Here is a 17,252-nt window from a genome sequence, read left to right on the forward strand (position 1 = left end):
ATGGATCTTCACGCCGTGTACCTCCAGGGGGAGGCCGCCTACTTCGCGGGCCTGCCGCGCAAGGCCGAGCCGCTCTTGCTGACGGCGGCCGAGGCGGGTCACCTGGACGCCGCCACCCGCCTCGGCCGGCTGTACGACGCCGCCGGCCGTACGGAGGAGGCGATCCGCTGGTACCGCTCGGCCGCCGATCGCGGCGACACGGGCGCGATGATCAATCTCGCGGTCGACATCGAGGACGATGACCGCGAGGCGGCGCTGGCCTGGATCCGGCGTGCCGTGGCCCTCGGCGCCGGGCGCACGGCCCGGTACGACCTCGGCATCTTCTGCGAGGAGGACGGCCTGCTGGACGAGGCGGAGGACTGTTACCGGAGAGCCGCCGACGTGGACTACCCCGCGGCCCGTAACCGCCTCGCCTGCCTGCTCATGGAGACCGGACGCCTGGAGGAGGCGGAAGCGTGGTTCCGCCGGGCGCTGGACGAGCGGGACGAGTCATGCGACGTCCCGGACGACGACGACTACGACGCCGGCACCGGACTCATGTACAACCTCGCGACCCTGCTGGAGGAGACCGCCCGCCCGCGCGAGGCCCTGTCCTTCTACCGCCAGGCCGCGAGACGAGGAGACACCGAGGCCGCACGGGAAGCCGCCCGGATCAAGAGAGCGCACCCCGGCTCACAGCCGTAAGGCCCCGTTCCCGCCTAGCTCAGCCAGATCACGATGCCCGTACGGCCGGTCAGCACGGCCGCGGTCCCCGCCCGGACGGCGCGCGCGGCACGTTCGGGGGTGAACGTCGCGGGATCGTACTTCGAGGACATGCCGAGGCCCTCGCCGCGGAACGACGCGCCCGTCCAGTCGGCGGCGGTGACGTTCGCCGTGGGCTCGGCCAGCTCCGCGCCGACCACGAGGAACTGCTGGCCGAGGTGGCTCGGGGTGACCATGGCCAGCGGGTCGATGAGGTCGTCCCCCACGCTGATGATGAGGTGGGGTGCCAGGCCGATCGCCCTGCCGATGCTCGGGACGTACTGGTCCGGCCGCGTGGCCGTGATGGTCCTGAGGCTGACGTGCTCCTCGCCGGCCCACTTCCTGACGGCGCTCACCAGCGTCCTGGTCTGGAGTCTGCTCCCCGCCGTCAGCAGCACCACACGATAGCCCTTCGACGGGCCGACCCGGTCCCAGGAGCCGGGTCGCGGCGTGACCGTCGCCTCCGGCGCGGGCGGTGCGGCCGGGTCGACGAACCCCGGGCCGAGGGTGCCCTCCGCACCGGCCCTGGGGCGCGGCTCCGACCAGTCGCCGCCGCCGCATCCGCCGGCCAGCACGGCCGCCGCGGCCAGCGTGCCGGCGAGCAGGAGCCGAGAGCGCATGAAGATCGTCCTCCGGGGGGTGACAGGGGGTGGTGGCGCCTACTTCCTATCCCATGACGTGCGGTCTTCGGCGCTCCGGCCGTCTCTGTCGGGCTCGGTTCGCCGCTCGTTCGCGTGCGGGACTCCGTTCATTCATCTGCGACCAGGAGATTCGGTCCCTCGACCGAAGAGGAGTCACATGTCCCACGCCGCCCGGCGTCGTGCCTGTGCCGTCGTCGCCGCCGTGGCCGTCGCCGTGCTGCTCAGTGCCGTGCCCGCTCTCGCCCACGGGTTCAGCTCGACCGTGTACCTCCACCTCACCTCGCCCGAGACCGGGCACGTACGCACCGAGCTCGGCCTGGAGTACGACCTGCTCGTCGTCTCGGCCGCCGACCACGAGAAGGACGACCCGCTCTTCCAGGCGGGCGACAGGGCGTTCAAGACCGGAGGAAGGGCGGAGCAGGCCGCCGCGCTCGAGGCCCACGCCGGCTCGGTCGTCGCGTACGTGACCCGGCGTCTCGGCGTCACGGCGAACGGCACGGCGTGCACCCCGGTACGGGACGGCGGCTTCACGATCGAACAGCACGAGAACGTCCCGTACGCGCTGCTGGTCCTCGACTACCGGTGCCCGGGCTCCGCCGGCGCGCACGAGGTGCGCAGCGGACTGTTCCCCGACTCCGAGGGTTACGTGCGCGGCGCCAAGACGATCGTCACCTACGACCTCGACCTGAAGTCCGGGAGCGCCGCCCTCGACGCCCGCCACTCGTCGTTCTCCACGCACCAGTCCACGCTCGAACGGTTCTGGGAGTTCTTCCGGCTCGGCGCCGAGCACCTGCTCACCGGGCTCGACCACATCCTGTTCCTGCTGGCGCTCATCGCGGGGTCGCGCCGCCTGCGCGAGATCGTGCTGGCCGCGACGACCTTCACGCTGGCCCACTCGGTGACCTTCGTCCTCGCCGCCCTCGGCCTCGTGAAGGTGCCCGCGTCGTTCGTCGAGCCGGTCATCGCCCTGTCGATCGCGGTCGTCGCGGGCTGGCATCTGTGGCGACTCTGGCGACGCCGTTCGCACGCCACGGATCTCGACACGGCCGGCCACGGCCACCTCAGCCTGGACGCCGCGGGCTGGACCCGGCTCGGCGTGGTCTTCTGCTTCGGCCTCGTGCACGGGCTCGGCTTCGCCTCGGCGCTGGGGATCAACCAGGCCTGGTCATGGACGCTTCTGTGGTCGCTGCTCGTCTTCAACGTGGGCCTCGAGGTCGTCCAGCTGACCCTCATCCTGCTGGTCTTCCCGCTGCTGGCCCTGCTGCGCCACCGCCGGCCCGCCGCCGGACTGTGGACGACCGGGGCGATCGCGACGGGCGTGACGGTGATGGGCCTGGTCTGGTTCGTGCAGCGCGTCTCCTAGGCGCCACCTCGCGGTTTCGATCACGGGCAACGGTTCGCACTCCTCCCGTTCACCCTCCCGACATCACGTTGCGAAAGCTTGACCAAGCTTTTAACCCCCCAAACGGGACGGAAATCCATGAAGTTCGAAAACTGGGCAGGAGTCCCCCGGCGCCGGGTGGCCATGGGCACCGCCGCGGCGGCCATCAGCGCCACCGCGGTGCTCGGCGGCGGTCTCACGACCGCGGCCGACGCCGGCGAGGGGTCCACTCCCACCGCGATCATCCTCGGCGTGGGCGCCTCTGAGTCGCAGCGCGTCGTGTCCTGGTACTCCTCGGCCCACGACCACCAGGTGGTCGAGGTCGCACCGACCTCCAAGCTCGACCGGGGCAGGTTCCCCAAGCACACCGTCACCTTCTCGGCCACGGTCGCCGCCAACGGCGTCAACGGCGGCTACAACGGCCACGCCACGATCGACAGCCTGAAGAAGAACACCGCGTACTCCTACCGCGTCGGTTCCGAGGGAAACTGGTCGCCGACGTACGCCTTCAAGACCCAGGACTTCAAGGGCGACTTCGACTTCCTGTTCTTCGGCGACCCGCAGATCGGCTCGTCCGGCGACGTGGCCAAGGACGGTGCCGGGTGGGCGGACACCCTCAAGGTCTCGCTCGCCGCCAATCCGAAGGCCGAGCTGCTGGTCTCCGGCGGCGACCAGGTCGAGAGCGCCAACACCGAGACACAGTGGGAGGCGTTCCTCGGCTCGGACAAGCTGCGGCAGTACCCCTGGGCCGCCACCATCGGCAACCACGACGTCGGCGGCAAGGCGTACGAGCAGCACTTCTGGACGCCGAACACCGACCGTTCCGCGCCGTTCTACCAGGGCGACGCCGCGACCCAGTCGGGTGGCGACTACTGGTACATCTACAAGGGCGTCCTGTTCATCGACCTGAACAGCAACGCCTACGCCAACGGCTCCGACGCCGCGCACCTGAGCTACGTCACCGACGTCATCAAGCGGCACGGCGCCAAGGCGAAGTACACGGCGCTCGTCTACCACCACTCGATCTACTCCCCGGCCGACCACGCCAACGACGCCGACAACCAGCAGCGCCGCCAGGACTTCCCGGCCGCCTTCTCCCGCCTCGGCGTCGACCTGGTCCTGCAGGGTCACGACCACAGCTACTCCCGCAGCTACGTGATCAAGAACGGCAAGAAGGCGAACCCCGCCGAGCAGCCGGGTGCCACCCAGGTGGCCCAGGGTCCGGGCGGCGTCGTCTACGTGACGGCGAACTCCTCGTCCGGCTCGAAGTACTACGACCTCACCGCTCCGGACACGACCAAGGACCCGAACTACGGTCCCGACCCGCTGAACCCCAGCCACCACTGGGCCAACTCGGTCGAGAACCAGGAGCACGTCCGCACGTACGTGAAGATCCAGGTGCGTGAGGACAAGCTCATCGTCCAGGACATCCGCAGCGGCACCTGCGCCGCTCCCAACGCCGCGGTGGAGCTGGGCAAGGTGCCGTGGTGCGGCCCGAACAGCGGCGCCAGCGCGGCCCAGCCGGTCGGCTCCCTGGTCGACAAGGTGCAGATCCACCCGTACCGCGACCATGGTCACCACTGGGCCGTGCCGGGCGGATCCGGCTGGCTCAAGTAAGCGATCGTGCGCGGGGCCGAGCCGGTCCCGCGCACCCGCCGTCCCGACTGCCTCGAGGATCATCAGATGAACCCGCGTACGACCGCGTTCGCCCAGGCCACCGTGGTGGTGCTGCTCACCGTGCTCGGCCTCCTCGGGGCGGGGGCCGGGCCCGCCGCGGCGGCGGACGCCCCCTGGACGGTGAGCACGGCCTCCAATGACTTCGGGTCCGGCCGGGCGAACTACGCCTACACCCTCGACCCGGGCGGCGAGCTCAAGGACGGCCTCGTCATCGCCAACCACGGCACGGCCCCGCTCCACCTGGCCGTGTACGCCGCCGACGGGTTCACCACGAAGGCGGGACGGCTCGACCTGGTCGCCGAAGGCGCGCGGTCGGCCAAGGTGGGCGCGTGGGTCCGCCCGGCCCGGCCCGACGTGACGGTCGAGCCCGGCGGGACGGCCGAGGTGCCGTTCACGGTCGCCCTCCCCGGCGACGCCGTGGCCGGTGAGTACATGGGCGGCATCGTCACCTCGCCGGTGCGGGCCGGCGAGGCGGGCGGGCGTCTCGGCATCCGGATCCGGCTGCGCGTCGGCGGAGACCTCAGGCCGGCCCTGTCGGTGACGGACCCGCGCGTACGCTACTCCGGCACGCCCAACCCGTTCGGGAAGGGCGACGCCACCGTCGCGTACACGATCCGCAACACCGGCAACGCCATCCTCACCGCCCGGCAGGCGGTGTCCGTATCCGGCCCCTTCGGGCGCCTCCGCCTCCGCGCGGGGAAGGTCGCCGACTCGCCCCCGCTGCTGCCCGGCGACACCTGGAAGGTCTCCGTGCCCGTACACGGGGTGACTCGCGCGGTGCGACTGACGGCGACGGTGACCCTCACCCCGCTGATCACCGACGCGGCGGGCTCGACCGCCCCGCTCACCGGCGTCACGGCCACGGCACACCACTGGACCGCCCCCTGGGCGCTCCTGCTCGTCCTCGTGGCCTTGTGCGCGACGGCCGTCGCGGTGCTGCGGCGCCGCCGGAGGACCGGAGAGCCTCAGCCCGAGGACGCGGAGAAGGAGCGGAACTCCGCCTCCGCGTCCTCGGTGTAGAACCCGACCGCGCCGGCGGCGTACGGCCGCTCACCGTCGGTCTGGACCGTGAGCGGCCGGCCGTTCACCCGGACGCTCAGCGTCGCGCCGCGCTGGTCGACGCTGACGGTGTACCACCGGCCGGGCGGGAACACCGGCTGCCCGGTGCCGAGGAACCGCTGGCCACCGGGATAGGCGGGGTCGCGTTTGCCCAGCTCCCAGCCGTTCGGCTTGAGCGTCAGGTAGTAGAAGTGCTGCTGGTCGGTGTAGCTCCACACCGCCCAGGCGACCTCCCACGTGTTGGGCGCAGGCCGCCGGAGCCGACCGGTCGTACGCATCCGGACGCGGTAGTTCACGTCGTGGTAGAAGTCGCGCGACACGACCAGGCCGGCGTGGGTCTCGCGCGCGCTCCCCGGCGCCCGGGGCCGCAGCAGGATCGAGCCGTTCCGGCTGCCGGTCTCGCCCTGGCCGTCGAAGACGGCCCGCCAGCGGCCGTGCGTCGTGCCGTCCCGCCATCGTTCGTAGTGGCCGGACCCGCCGCCCGGGATCAGGACGACCGCGAGCAGCGCGGCCAGGCCGACGACGACCGTTCCCATGGCTAAGGAGGCCTTCCGCGACGGACCGCGTCGACCCGGTACGGCCGTCTCATCAGTGGACGCCGTGCTCGAATCCGTCAATGGAGACCATCTCTTCGCCGGGTGGACGGGGTGACTCGATTATCGCGGCCGGTACCCCCGTTGGCCGCACACAGTCACGGGCGAGTTCGGACAGCACTCGCCCGGCGGCCCGGCCGTCGCCGAAGGGGTTGACCGCGCCGGCCATCCGCTGGTACTCCCCCGGGTCGTCGAGCAGCTCGGACGCGATCGTGAACAGGTCCTCGGCGTCCGTGCCGACCAGGCGCGCGACGCCGGCCTCGACGGCCTCGGGCCGCTCGGTGGTCGCGCGCAGGACGAGCACCGGCTTGCCGAGGGTCGGCGCCTCCTCCTGGACGCCTCCGGAGTCGGTGAGGACGAGGTCGCACTGGGCGAGGGTGGCCACGAAGTCGGCGTAGCCGAGGGGCTCGGTGATGGTGATGTGCTCATGGCCGCCGAGCTCGGGCAGCAGTGACTCCTGCACGGCCGGGCTCTTGTGGAGCGGTAAGACGACCTCGCTGTCGCCCCGGTCGGCGAGACGGCGGAGCGTACGGGCGATGCCGCGCATGTGGGAGCCCTGGCTCTCCCTGCGGTGGAGCGTCACGAGCAGCTTGCGCCGCCCGGTGCGGAACGCCGGCGAGCCCTTGCCCTGGGCGAGGATCCACAGCAGGTTGTCGATGACGGTGTTGCCGGTGACGGTCACCTGCCGGGCCGGCACGCCCTCGGCCTCCAGATGGGCCGCCGCGCGGGCGGTCGGCGCGAAGTGCCAGCGGGCGATCCGGCCGATGATCTGGCGGTTGATCTCTTCGGGGAACGGGTTGTCGAGGTTCCTGGTACGCAGACCGGCCTCGACGTGGGCGGTCGGCACCTTCTCGTACGACGCGGCGAGCGCCCCGCACAGCGCGGTGGTCGTGTCGCCCTGCACGATGACCAGCTCCGGCCGGTGGGTGCGGATGGCGCGATCGAGTCCGCTGACGAGCCTGCTGGTCAGCTCGGACAGGCGCTGGCGTTCGCGCATCACCGCCAGGTCGATCCGGACGTCCAGGCCGAGCATGTCGAGCATCTGCTCGAGCATCTCCCTGTGCTGGCCGCTGTTGACGACGATCGGCTCGAACGCGGCCGACTCCGCCATCGCGCGGACGACCGGTGCCAGCTTGATCGCCTCGGGCCGGGTGCCGAGCACGACCATGGCGCGTATCGGCTCGCCGGGAGGCGGCGCCGCGCGCTGCGTACGTACGTCGAAGGACATGGGTCTGCTCCTCGGTCGGTATGGGTGCCGTACGGCGCGCGGGGTCCAGGCGATCCGGCGCCGGACGGCTCAGGTACGAGCGGTCTTGAGCCAGGTCTGCCTGCCGCGGATGGTGCGGCCGAGGGCCCACCATCCGGAGACGAACCAGATGTAGCCGTAGATCACGTACAGGTGCCCGAGGAGCAGCGCCCGCAGGACGCCGATCTCCTCCCGTTTGCGGTAGACGTACGCGTAGGCGGCGGCGATGCCGAAGGTCAGTCCGTAGAACACCGGCAGCCACCAGGCGGAGAGCAGGAGGTGCCCGGTCTGTGCCGAGGCGATGCCGGTGCCGATGAGGGCGATCGCGAAGGACGGTGGCAGGAGGGACGCCAGGAGCAGCAGTACGGGGCTGGACAGGTGGTAGAGCAGGTCCGCGGCGGGCTTGGCGGGTATCCGGCGCAGGATCAGCGGGACCAGGCGCGCGGCCTGTATGTGCCCCTGGAACCAGCGGGACCGCTGCCGCAGCAGCCGGCCGAGCGTGAGCACGGCCTGCTGGTGCACCGCCGCCGTGGGGCAGTGCACGTTCGTCCAGCCGTGTGCGAGCAGCCGCACGCCGAGATCGAGATCTTCGGTGAGGCAGTCGCTCCAGGCGTTGCCGGACAGCGAGTCGAGAGCGGACAATCGCATAAATTGCCCATTTCCTCCCATGCCAACGCTGCCGATATGGCGGCGCGCCAATTGGAATATCTCGCCGTAGACCACGAATTCCATGTCCTGCATCCGAGGCAGCAGCCCCTGCTTTCGGTTGTACATGCGGACGCCCACTTGTACAGCGCCCGTAGCCGGGTCATCAAAATGAGGGTTGACTTCTTCGAGCACGTGTGAATCCAGCCGCCCGTCGGCGTCGACCACACAAATGATCACATCTTCGGGATCGTGGCCGTCCATCATTCCGGACTGACGCAGATGCCGCAGGCCCGCGTTGAGCGCGGCCCCCTTTCCTTTCCGCGCGTCCGGCGATGTACGCCGGTAGAGCATGACCTTCGGCGAGTCGATCTCCTGAATGATCTCCGCGGTGGCGTCGTCGGACGCGTCGTCGATCACGAGGACGACGTACGAGTCGCCCGGCAGCGCGGTGATGCGCGCCAGGCTCGTCGCGATGACCTTCTCCTCGTTCAGGCACGCGAGCATGAAGACGTAGAGCCGCCCGCGCCCCCTCGGGGCCGGTCGCCGCTGCGGCACGCGGGACAGCGCGAACATGCCGGTGTTGTAGACGATGGCCAGGCCGATGATCGCCACGCTGCCCATCAGGGCCACCTGGCCGATCACGCGCCCTCCGCGACGCCGCGCCGCCGGCCCGCGCGCTCCCGCCACCGGAGCCAGCATCCGGCGACGCAGAGCCCGGCCACGGCCGCGCAGTAGAGAATGAAACCCGATCCGGTGATCTCCAGCATGAGCCTGGCGACGCGCAATTCCGGTGAGGCCGTCGGCATGGCGGCCGCTCCGGCAATGGCGAGTAGACCCCCGACAGGGGGCTTGAGATACATATTAAAGATCCGCTCCCCAAACATCGACGAGCCAATCCGGATCGTCGCTTTCCGTTAGTTCCCCGTCGCAAAGTACCCCGGCGCACGGCTCACGCAACAGTGGACAAGTGAATTTATGTTCCGTTCACCCGCCGTCGGCGTCGGCCAAGATCCCTATTTCCATATTTTCGCTGTAACGCACAACGACGGGCACCCGATGATTCTCCATGACCCGACACGGCCGCCCCCCTTCCACGCGCATTTATTTCACGCGCGCGAAGCCGGATGACGTGTCGATCCGAGAGGCGGGAAAAGATCATGAAAAGCCAATGGATACGACGAAGAGCCGCCACGGCATTACTGGCGGCAGGTGCGCTGGTCGCGGCCTTCGCCGGCAGCGCCACCGGCGCCGCGCGCGGGCCGGGAGGCGATGACGCGGCCATGCCCCAGAACGGCACGGTGACCGAGGCGCTGGCCGGCTCGGCCGCGGCGCAGCGTTCGGCCGACCGGACGCGCCGCGAGGACCCCCAGCCGAGGTCACAGATAGTGCCGGTGCGGCCACATAAGGCCACCGGCTCGGCGCGGCCGGCCGTGAGCACCAAGCCGAGCGCGCTGGTCCTCTACGACACGAGCGGCCCGTACGGCTTCCTCGGCGAGCTCTACGCGATGCTGGCAGCCAACCTCGCCGGGCATTTCGGCACGGTCAAGACCGAGCCGGTCTCCTCCTACACGGCCGGGCAGGTCGAGCGGTACACCGCGACGGTCTACATCGGCTCGACCTACTACGGCGGGGACGTTCCCGACGCCATCCCCGACGCGTTCTACGGCGACGTCGCGACCACCGCCAAGCCGGTGGTCTGGATGAACGACAACATCTGGAACTTCGCCGGCGAGATCGGCGTCCCGGCGTTCGAGGCAAAGTACGGGTGGGACCCCACGACGTCCTACTTCGGACCGGCCGGGCAGGTCGCCCAGGTCGACTACAAGAGCGAGCCGCTGACCCGCACCGTTCCGCCCGCCGCGGACGGCGGCGTCCTGCGCCCGAACATCGTCACCGGCACCGGCCTGCCCGCCGTGACCACGCTGGCGCAGGCCGAGGACACGAGCACGTCACCGGCGACGGCGTTCCCGTGGGCGATCCGGTCCGGCAACCTGACCTACCTCGGTGAGATCCCGTTCTCCTACGTCAACGAGTCGGACCGGCTCATCGCCTTCGAGGACCTGCTGTTCGACGCGCTGGCGCCCACGACGCCCACCCGGCACCGGGCACTGCTGCGGCTCGAGGACATCAGCCCGGACAGCGACGCGACGGAGCTCATGGCCGTCGCCACGTACCTCCACGCCCAGCACATCCCGTACGGCTTCGAGGTCATCCCGGTCTACACCGACCCGAACGGGGCCCAGAACGACGGAGTCCCGCGAACACGCACCCTCGCGCAGGTGCCCCGGGTGCTGACGGCGCTCCGGTACATGCTCTCCCACGGCGGCACGATCATCGAGCACGGCTACACCCACCAGTACCGGAACGTCGCCAACCCCTACGACGGGGTGAGTGCGAACGACTTCGAGTTCTTCCGCTCCCACATCGACGGCGGCGACAACGTCGTCCTCGACGGCCCCGTGCCCGAGGACTCCGCACTCTGGGCGACGGGACGGGTCGTCGCGGGCAAGGCCGCCTTCCCCCTCGTCGGGCTGCCCGTACCGGCGCTGTGGACGACACCGCACTACGCCGCGTCGGCCGTCGACTACGGGGTCTTCAAGAACAACTACACCGCGCGGTACGAGCGGAGCCTGTACTACGCGGGCCAGCTGTCCGGGCAGCCGATCGACTCCCAGCGTTACGTCGGCCAGTTCTTCCCGTACGTCGTCCACGACGTGTACGGCACGACGGTGCTCCCGGAGGACCTCGGCAACTACGGGCCCGAGGCGTACAACAACCACCCGCCGCGGCTGCCGGCCGACATCGTGCGCTCGGCCAAGCTGAACCTGGCGGTCCGCGACGGCTTCGCCAGCTTCTTCTACCACCCGTACTATCCGGTGGCCCCGCTCCAGGAGATCGTCGAGGGCATCCGCGACCTGGGTTACACCTTCGTGTCCCCGGCGAGCGTCCTGCCGTAGACCCGCGGTGGGGCCGGTTCCCGCCCGGCCCCACCGGGTCATCTCCGCCACCAGCGGCGTACGACCTGCTCGGCCGGCTTGCCGTGCGGCGTGTAGGCGAGCCTCGCCGGCGTCTCGCCGCTGCCCGGCCAGTCGTCCCACATCCACCAGTGCACGCCGGCCCACCACGGGAAGCGGCCGAAGGTCTCCAGCAGCGCCTCGTACGCCGCCGCCTGCTCGTCGTCGCCGTTCGACCGGCTGATCGTCCAGGAGTACGGCGCGACGGTGGTTCCGCGCTGGCTGACGTACCCGGCCTCGGTGAACAGGATCCGGCGGTGCGTACGCGCGGCGAAGCCGGACAGCCGCTCGGCGATCGGCCGCCAGGACCGCCGGAGCGCGGCCACGTCCGTGGTCGGCCGGGCGGCCAGCGGCCAGTACGCGTCGATGCCGACCAGGTCGAGGGCGTCCCAGAAGGCCACCTTGGAGTACTCGTCGTAGTTGGCCGCGTAGACCAGCGGACCGTCGAAGTGGCGGCGTATCGCCGCGATGACCCCCAGCCAGCCGGCCCGGTCCCCGGAGACCCCGGCCAGCTCGGTGCCGACCGCCAACTCGGCGGCGTGCGCCTGCCGGGCCAGGTCCGCGTAGTGGACGATGAAGCCGGTGTACGCGGCGAACCAGTGACGCGAGTCGGAGGGGCGGATGTCCGCCCGATCCTGCGCGCCGGGGAGATCGACGTGCGGTTTGAGCAGGACCTTCAGCCCGGCGGCGCGGGCGAGCCCGATGATGTGGCGCACGCTGCCGTCACTCGCGGTCTCGCCGGTCGTGTGCGGGGAGTCGTCCCGCGTCGTCCTCTGGTACCAGGTCGGGTTGATCTGCACCCAGCGCGCGCCGGTCGCCGCGATCCGCCTGATGTACGCGGGCGCCTGGCGGCTGTCGTAGTCGCCGGCGTTCCACGACGGGAGCGCGAAGCCGCGCTCCTGACCCGGGTCCTCGGGACGGGCCGTCGCCTCGGAACCCGGGGAGCAGCTCGCCGCGGCCATGAGAGCCGCCAGCGGCATGGCCAGGTTCCACGGCTTCGATAACGGTACGTGCAGGATCATTCGTCCCCCGCCGGTCGGAACTCGCCGTCGTCCTCGTCGAAACCGTACGTCCCCGGGCGGTCCCGCGTGAGCCGCCTGGCTAGAAGAAGGCGAGCGGAGCGTCGTCCGTCGTCCAGTACCAGTTCTCCGGCCGCTGCTCCTTCTTGAGCCGTGACCGTTCCCTGCGGAACAGCGCGAGCGCGTCGGTCACGGTCCCCGGTAGGTCCGCCAGGTCCTCCGGTACGGGAACGGTCAGCATGACGTTCTGCTTCTCGTGGACGAGGACCAGGTGCCCGGCGGGGTCGAACTCCCGCAGCTGGAACCGCGCGAGCGGCTTGAACGCCGGGTCGTCCGTGGCCAGCCGTGCGGTCCTCGTCCCCTGGTCGTCGAACACGTACAGGCCGAAGGTGCTGAGATGAAAGATGCGTCTCCGCGCCTGGTCCACGACGACGTCGTACCGTACGCCCCGGGCCGCCGCGTCGCGGTGCCGGTCGAGGTCCAGCCGGCCCAGCAGCCTCCCCTCGGCGTCCACGAGGAGGAACACGAAGTCGCCGCCGCGCTTGTAGGCCCACTTCTTCCAGCCGACCGCCAGGACGACGAAGGTCGTGTCGTCCACCGGCACGGCGTCGTACAGCCATTCGGGCCGCGGCCCGCCCGGTCCCGGCCGCTCGGCCCGGAGCTGCTCGATCAGCTCGGTACGGGGTTCGCCCTCGCCCGACGCGCCGGTCGGCCGGCCGTACGCGAGCGGGTAGAGGAACCTCCGCGACCCGCGCGACAGCGCGGTCACCGCCGTCAGCGCGGGTAGCGTCGCCCCGACCGGCTCCGGCGAGAGCGCCACGACGTTCTCGCCGAGCAGGCACAGCGCACGGCCGGACGGGGTCAGCCGGGTACGGAACGCCCACTGCGACGCCCCGCCCGGTGCCGTGGCCTCCTCGGCCGAGCCGAGTCCCGCGTCGAGGACGAACGCCCGGTTGCCCTTCGTGGCGAACAGCGCCCTCCCGTCGGGGAGGATGCTCAGGGACACCGGAGGGTAGAGCGCGCCCGCGTTCGCGCGCCCCCACCCGAGGAAGGCCTGGGCGGCCGGTGCGCCGTCGGGGGCGTACCGGGTCAGGACGTGGCCGGCGAGCATCTCCCGGTCGCGGTCCGCGTCGTTGTACCGGTAGTAGTTGTAGGCGAGGTCGGACAGCACGTACCGGTCCCCGCCCGGTCCCGTGCACACCGAACGGTGCATCCACTCGAACTTGTTGGCCAGGTCGATCTCCCGCTCACGTACGAGCGGGCCGGGGAGCTGGATCGGGTACACGCGGCTCATCAACGGCTGTTCCTCGGTCTTCGGCGGATCGCGGAGACCTTAGAGGCTGCCGACGGGGCCGAGGTTCCCCGGCCGGGCCCCGCTAGGCCCGGCCGGGGACGCTAGCGGAGAACGGTGAGTGTCACGCTGCCGTACTTGTAGGACACCTTGAACCAGTGGCCGTCCGCGCGTACGACACCGCCCTCCGGCAGACCGCGGAAGGTGCCGCTGATCGACCGGCCGCTCACGATCGTCAGTACGGTGCCGCGGGTCAGGCCTCCCTGCGCGTCCAGGCGCAGGTTCCCGCGCAGCGCCACGTCGCCCGCCGCCCGTACGCTCGTGGCCTCGGCGCCGGAGACGGTCGCGGCCAGGCTTCCCTCCCGGCCGACGCGCACGTTCCCGCCGACGTTCAGGACGTTTCCGGGAGTGACGCCGGGGCTCGCGGCCTGGCCGGGCCGCAGTACGCCGCCGGCGACGTCGACGTTCCCGGCCACACTGCCGCTGCCACCGAGCGTCCCGCCGCGCACGTCGATCGGGGCGGCGTGCGAGCCGGCGATCGAGAGCCCGCCGCCGAGGACCCTGGTGTTCCCCTGCCAGGTGTCGTTCCCGGTGAGGATGAGGGTTCCCCCGCCGCGCTTGGTGAGGCGGCCCTCGTAGACGCGCGCCTCGCGTGCCTTCTCCCGCCGGGTGCCGATGGCGTAGTCGGACCTGTCGGCGTCACTCGCGCCGGCCGGCAGGCCGTGCGTCCACCCCTTAGCGATCTTGGTCGCCTTCCACGTGGCCGCCTCGGCGGCGTCCTCCTGCCGGCGCGCCTGGATGGCGACGTCGGAGATGTCGTTCGACCACACGTCGCTCTGGCCCCGCGTGTCGACGTCGAACGGCCCCAGCAGCTGACCGGGCCCGCGCAGGGCCTCCCGCAGGCTCGGCGTGTGCCAGCCGTTGCGCGCGTCGGGGACCTGCACGATCCGGCCCTGAGCGGGGTTCGGGACGGCGTTGCCCGCCGCGTCGTTGATCGTGCTGTTCTGCCGGCCCGTGGTGAACATCGTGTAGAGCGCCTGCGTGTTGGTCAGGTACGGGAAGCGCTGCATGACCAGCGCGAGCGCGGCCGCCGAGTGCGGCCCGGCCATCGACGTCCCCGACGCGCTCCCGTAGCGCGGCTGCGGTACTCCGTCGACGAGCTGCACGGTCGTGCTGTTGATCGCGTTGGCCGGAGCCGTCACGCACGACCACTTCGCGACACCGCACTGGTTGAAGCTCTGCTGGCCCGGCACCAGGACCGAGCCGTCGGGGTTGAACGTCCGCCCGATCGCGGGGTTGACCCCCGACGTGGTGAACCAGCGCCCCTCCAGGTCGGGCAGGAAGTACGGGGCGGCGCCGCGCGGCGTGGGGTTCGCGTAGCCGCTGTTGCCGGCGGTGAACTGCAGGATCGTGCCGGTCCGCGCGACCTGGATCGCGCCGTTGAGCCAGTGCGCGGTGTTGCCGTTCGGGTCGGCCACACCGTCGGGGGTCGACAGGTAACGCCACGCGGTGCTCAGGCCGAAGCCGGCCGGAGCGCCGGGCGGCGGGTCGTAGGTGTTGTAGTTCTCCGTCGGAGGCTGGCTGCCCCAGCTGCTGGTGATGAGCCGGATGGGCCGGCCGTTCACGGTCCTCGCCCGGTTCACGGCCCGGTAGACGTTGGCGAGATAGGCGTTGTCCGGCGTCTGCGCGGTGGTCGGGGCCGGCGGCAGCAGGCCGTAGAACACGCCGTCCGTCTTGTGGGTGTTGCCGAGGTAGACGTCGCTGTTGAACGCGACGCCGTGCATGTTGGCCTCGGTCCCGCCGGGCTGCGTCTCGCCGACCCCGTCGCGGCTCGCGCCCACCGTCCCGCTGACGTGCGTGCCGTGAGTGTCGTTGTACGCCGGGTCGTAGTAGCCCTCGGTGGGGCCGGTGTCGCCGCCCTGGGCCCGTACCGAGAAGTAACGGTCTCCCGTGGCGTAGCCCGTGGCGAGACTGCCGTGCTCCCGTACGTGCCCGGCGAAGAAGCCGGAGTCGACGATGCCGATGTTCATCCCGCCGCCCGCGTAACCGGCGGCGTAGGCGAACTCCGCGCCGATCGTCACGAGCCCGACGTCCCGGGTGAACTCGGGGGTCCGCCAGCTGGCGGGATCACCCAGGTGACCGGGATCCCCCGGATAGGACGTGATCGGCGGCGGCTGGGGCACCTGTGCCACCGCCGGCTGCGCGACGACGCCCAGCCCCACCACCATCGACGCCAGCGTTGCGATCAACGCTGTCCGCTCGTGCCTCGCGGTCGACACATCGGCCTCCAAGATCGATCCGCGCGAAACGTACCTTCGCCCATAAAACGGATCAACAGTGTTGGCCAATAGCGGTTAGGTGATGAGTCAGGGTGGGGCCGGTCTCCGCCCGGCCCCACCTGGTCAGAACTCGTTGTCGTCCTCGTCGAAGCCGAAGTTCCTCGGCTTCACCGGCATGAACCACTGCTGGTCGGAACGGAAGCTGCAGTTCTGCATGACCACCGGGGTGTTCGTGGCCGTGCTGCCGTTGAGCACGTTCGCACAGGTAAGGGATCCGGGGTTGCGGAGGACGAAGAGGCCGTCCGGAGCTCCGGAGGTCACCGCGACGAAGGTCCACTGCTGGTCCCCGGCCACGGGGCTGAGACAGTCGCGCAGCACGAGCGGGGTGCCGTTGGGCGTCGGGACGGGGTGGCCGGCGGCCATGCTGAAGCACTTGCCCGCGAAGCTGCGGACCGAGCGGTCGCGGCCGTCGCCGTGCCAGAACTGGTTGCAGTCCATCACCACCACGGGGGTGCCGTTGGCGGTCTCGTTGTTGCGCGGGCCGATGCACTTGGACACGGCCGACAGGTTGCTGCGGATCAGCGTCCCCGGGAAGTCGGCGGCATGGGCGGTCGCCGGGGTCAGCGCCGCCGACGTCACCAGCGTCAAGCCGGCGAGGCCGGTGAACAGTGGTCGGTACATTTTCACTCCTGTGAACCCCGTTGGGTGCGACACGTGAATCCGTGTCTTTCCCCTAGGGCGTTCCATCCGGTGACAGTCCGTGGAACGAGGAGCCGGCGGGCGTGTCCGCGGGACGGGCGAGGGCGGCGATCGCACCGGCCGTACGGACGAAGGCGGCGACCGCCGGGGAGCGCGACGCCTCCGGCCAGGCCAGGACGAGTTCGAGAGGCGGGAGGTCGCTGACCGTACGGTAGGCGATGCCCGGCCGCGGATGGCGCCCGGCGGTCGAGGCCGGGGGGAACAGGACGATGTCGCCCAGCTCGATCAGGTTGAAGATCTGGGCCAGGTCGAGCTGGCGGCCCGTCCAGGGCGTCGGAGCGGAATCCTCCTTGTCCGCGGGGCGTCCGCCGGGCAGGAACCTTCCCTTCAGATCGGCCAGCCGCAGGCGGGTGTGCGCGGCCAGCGGATCGGCCGCCGCCACGGCGAGGAGACGGGGCTCGGTCAGCAGCGGTTCGACGTCGAGGCCCTGTTCGTCGAACGGCCGGGCCAGCAGCGCGAGGTCGGCACGGCCGTCGCGCAGCGCCGGCTCCTGTTCGCCGCGTCCGCCGAGCACGAGCTCCACGGGGAGGGCGGCCGGCTCGTTCTGGTAGGCGGCGATGGTCCTCGGCAGCAGCCCGCCGTCGTAGTCGGCCTTCAGCGCCAGCCGCAGCGTGGGCTCGGGCCGCCCGGCCTGCCGGGCCCGGTGAGCGGCGGCCGTGACCGCGTCGAGCACGGTACGGGCGTCGCGCAGCAGGGTCTCGCCGGCGGGCGTCAGGGTGACCCGGCGCGTCGTCCGCTCCATCAGCGTCACGCCGAGCTGTCGCTCCATCTCGCGGATCGCCCGCGACAGGGGCGGCTGCGCCATGTCCAGGCGTTCCGCCGCCCGCCCGAAGTGGAGTTCCTCGGCGACGGCCACGAAGTAGCGGAGCTGCCTGATCTCCAGGTCATTCATACTCCCAGGGTA

The 17,252-nt window shown here is 71.0% G+C and carries 15 protein-coding genes; 5 read left to right on the forward strand and 10 right to left on the reverse strand.

The annotated features are described in order from the left end of the window. Positions 1-684 carry a tetratricopeptide repeat protein gene (locus QWU11_RS34370; RefSeq protein WP_290118669.1) on the forward strand — a complete coding sequence of 228 codons (684 nt, stop codon included), beginning with the start codon at positions 1-3 and terminating at the stop codon, positions 682-684. 14 nt (positions 685-698) lie between these two features. Here QWU11_RS34370 and QWU11_RS34375 read toward each other — a convergent pair whose 3' ends face one another. Continuing rightward, the gene (locus QWU11_RS34375; RefSeq protein WP_290118670.1) at positions 699-1,361 is read right to left on the reverse strand and encodes a hypothetical protein; all 663 of its coding nucleotides are present in this window, start codon (positions 1,359-1,361) and stop codon (positions 699-701) included. Positions 1,362-1,539: 178 nt separating this feature from the next. Between QWU11_RS34375 and QWU11_RS34380 the strand changes: the two genes are divergently transcribed. The 3 genes from QWU11_RS34380 (at position 1,540) to QWU11_RS34390 (ending at position 5,460) form a co-directional block, all read left to right on the forward strand. Then, the gene (locus QWU11_RS34380; RefSeq protein WP_290118671.1) at positions 1,540-2,745 is read left to right on the forward strand and encodes a HupE/UreJ family protein; all 1,206 of its coding nucleotides are present in this window, start codon (positions 1,540-1,542) and stop codon (positions 2,743-2,745) included. A gap of 117 nt (positions 2,746-2,862) precedes the next feature. Next, entirely contained in the window at positions 2,863-4,380 is a 1,518-nt protein-coding gene (locus tag QWU11_RS34385) for a metallophosphoesterase family protein (protein WP_290118672.1), read from the forward strand. 66 nt (positions 4,381-4,446) lie between these two features. Then, positions 4,447-5,460, forward strand: coding sequence for a hypothetical protein (locus QWU11_RS34390; protein ID WP_290118673.1), 1,014 nt, complete (start codon positions 4,447-4,449; stop codon positions 5,458-5,460). On the opposite strand, the gene QWU11_RS34395 is transcribed toward QWU11_RS34390, so the two are convergent. From QWU11_RS34395 to QWU11_RS34410, 4 genes are all read right to left on the reverse strand, one after another. Further along, positions 5,406-6,035, reverse strand: coding sequence for a family 16 glycoside hydrolase (locus QWU11_RS34395; RefSeq protein WP_290118674.1), 630 nt, complete (start codon positions 6,033-6,035; stop codon positions 5,406-5,408). The genes QWU11_RS34390 and QWU11_RS34395 overlap by 55 nt on opposite strands. A gap of 52 nt (positions 6,036-6,087) precedes the next feature. Next, positions 6,088-7,320 carry a UDP-N-acetylglucosamine 2-epimerase (non-hydrolyzing) gene (wecB, locus tag QWU11_RS34400; protein ID WP_290118675.1) on the reverse strand — a complete coding sequence of 411 codons (1,233 nt, stop codon included), beginning with the start codon at positions 7,318-7,320 and terminating at the stop codon, positions 6,088-6,090. A gap of 69 nt (positions 7,321-7,389) precedes the next feature. Beyond that, the gene (locus QWU11_RS34405; RefSeq protein WP_290118676.1) at positions 7,390-8,628 is read right to left on the reverse strand and encodes a glycosyltransferase family 2 protein; all 1,239 of its coding nucleotides are present in this window, start codon (positions 8,626-8,628) and stop codon (positions 7,390-7,392) included. Next, complete coding sequence (locus QWU11_RS34410) at positions 8,625-8,792, reverse strand: hypothetical protein (RefSeq protein ID WP_290118677.1); 168 nt, start codon at positions 8,790-8,792, stop codon at positions 8,625-8,627. Before QWU11_RS34410 ends, QWU11_RS34405 begins: the two co-directional genes overlap by 4 nt. Positions 8,793-9,143: 351 nt before the next feature. Here QWU11_RS34410 and QWU11_RS34415 point away from each other — a divergent pair, with 351 nt between their 5' ends. Next, positions 9,144-10,943 carry a polysaccharide deacetylase family protein gene (locus tag QWU11_RS34415; RefSeq protein ID WP_290118678.1) on the forward strand — a complete coding sequence of 600 codons (1,800 nt, stop codon included), beginning with the start codon at positions 9,144-9,146 and terminating at the stop codon, positions 10,941-10,943. 38 nt (positions 10,944-10,981) lie between these two features. On the opposite strand, the gene QWU11_RS34420 is transcribed toward QWU11_RS34415, so the two are convergent. The 5 genes from QWU11_RS34420 to QWU11_RS34440 all read right to left on the reverse strand — a co-directional run bounded on the left by QWU11_RS34420 (position 10,982) and on the right by QWU11_RS34440 (position 17,240). Continuing rightward, entirely contained in the window at positions 10,982-11,980 is a 999-nt protein-coding gene (locus QWU11_RS34420) for a hypothetical protein (RefSeq protein WP_290118679.1), read from the reverse strand. A 121-nt stretch (positions 11,981-12,101) separates the two neighbouring features. Next, on the reverse strand, positions 12,102-13,313 hold the full coding sequence (locus QWU11_RS34425; protein WP_290118680.1) for a hypothetical protein: 1,212 nt from the start codon (positions 13,311-13,313) through the stop codon (positions 12,102-12,104). Positions 13,314-13,414: 101 nt separating this feature from the next. Continuing rightward, on the reverse strand, positions 13,415-15,559 hold the full coding sequence (locus QWU11_RS34430; protein WP_290118681.1) for a S8 family serine peptidase: 2,145 nt from the start codon (positions 15,557-15,559) through the stop codon (positions 13,415-13,417). A gap of 153 nt (positions 15,560-15,712) precedes the next feature. After that, positions 15,713-16,270, reverse strand: a complete 558-nt coding sequence (locus QWU11_RS34435) for a ricin-type beta-trefoil lectin domain protein (protein ID WP_290118682.1) — start codon at positions 16,268-16,270, stop codon at positions 15,713-15,715. 52 nt (positions 16,271-16,322) lie between these two features. After that, positions 16,323-17,240, reverse strand: a complete 918-nt coding sequence (locus tag QWU11_RS34440) for a LysR family transcriptional regulator (protein WP_290118683.1) — start codon at positions 17,238-17,240, stop codon at positions 16,323-16,325. Between the last annotated feature and the right edge of the window lie 12 nt (positions 17,241-17,252).

The sequence above is a fragment of the Actinomadura sp. DC4 genome (genome assembly GCF_030406325.1).
Lineage (GTDB): Bacteria > Actinomycetota > Actinomycetes > Streptosporangiales > Streptosporangiaceae > Actinoallomurus.

What these genes read in the sequence shown, in the direction of transcription:
- QWU11_RS34370 (WP_290118669.1), top strand. Translation starts at nt 1, where the DNA reads ATGGATCTTCACGCCGTGTACCTCCAGGGGGAGGCCGCCTACTTCGCG.
- QWU11_RS34375 (WP_290118670.1), bottom strand. Translation starts at nt 1,361, where the DNA reads ATGCGCTCTCGGCTCCTGCTCGCCGGCACGCTGGCCGCGGCGGCCGTG.
- QWU11_RS34380 (WP_290118671.1), top strand. Translation starts at nt 1,540, where the DNA reads ATGTCCCACGCCGCCCGGCGTCGTGCCTGTGCCGTCGTCGCCGCCGTG.
- QWU11_RS34385 (WP_290118672.1), top strand. Translation starts at nt 2,863, where the DNA reads ATGAAGTTCGAAAACTGGGCAGGAGTCCCCCGGCGCCGGGTGGCCATG.
- QWU11_RS34390 (WP_290118673.1), top strand. Translation starts at nt 4,447, where the DNA reads ATGAACCCGCGTACGACCGCGTTCGCCCAGGCCACCGTGGTGGTGCTG.
- QWU11_RS34395 (WP_290118674.1), bottom strand. Translation starts at nt 6,035, where the DNA reads ATGGGAACGGTCGTCGTCGGCCTGGCCGCGCTGCTCGCGGTCGTCCTG.
- wecB (WP_290118675.1), bottom strand. Translation starts at nt 7,320, where the DNA reads ATGTCCTTCGACGTACGTACGCAGCGCGCGGCGCCGCCTCCCGGCGAG.
- QWU11_RS34410 (WP_290118677.1), bottom strand. Translation starts at nt 8,792, where the DNA reads ATGCCGACGGCCTCACCGGAATTGCGCGTCGCCAGGCTCATGCTGGAG.
- QWU11_RS34415 (WP_290118678.1), top strand. Translation starts at nt 9,144, where the DNA reads ATGAAAAGCCAATGGATACGACGAAGAGCCGCCACGGCATTACTGGCG.
- QWU11_RS34420 (WP_290118679.1), bottom strand. Translation starts at nt 11,980, where the DNA reads ATGCCGCTGGCGGCTCTCATGGCCGCGGCGAGCTGCTCCCCGGGTTCC.
- QWU11_RS34425 (WP_290118680.1), bottom strand. Translation starts at nt 13,313, where the DNA reads ATGAGCCGCGTGTACCCGATCCAGCTCCCCGGCCCGCTCGTACGTGAG.
- QWU11_RS34435 (WP_290118682.1), bottom strand. Translation starts at nt 16,270, where the DNA reads ATGTACCGACCACTGTTCACCGGCCTCGCCGGCTTGACGCTGGTGACG.
- QWU11_RS34440 (WP_290118683.1), bottom strand. Translation starts at nt 17,240, where the DNA reads ATGAATGACCTGGAGATCAGGCAGCTCCGCTACTTCGTGGCCGTCGCC.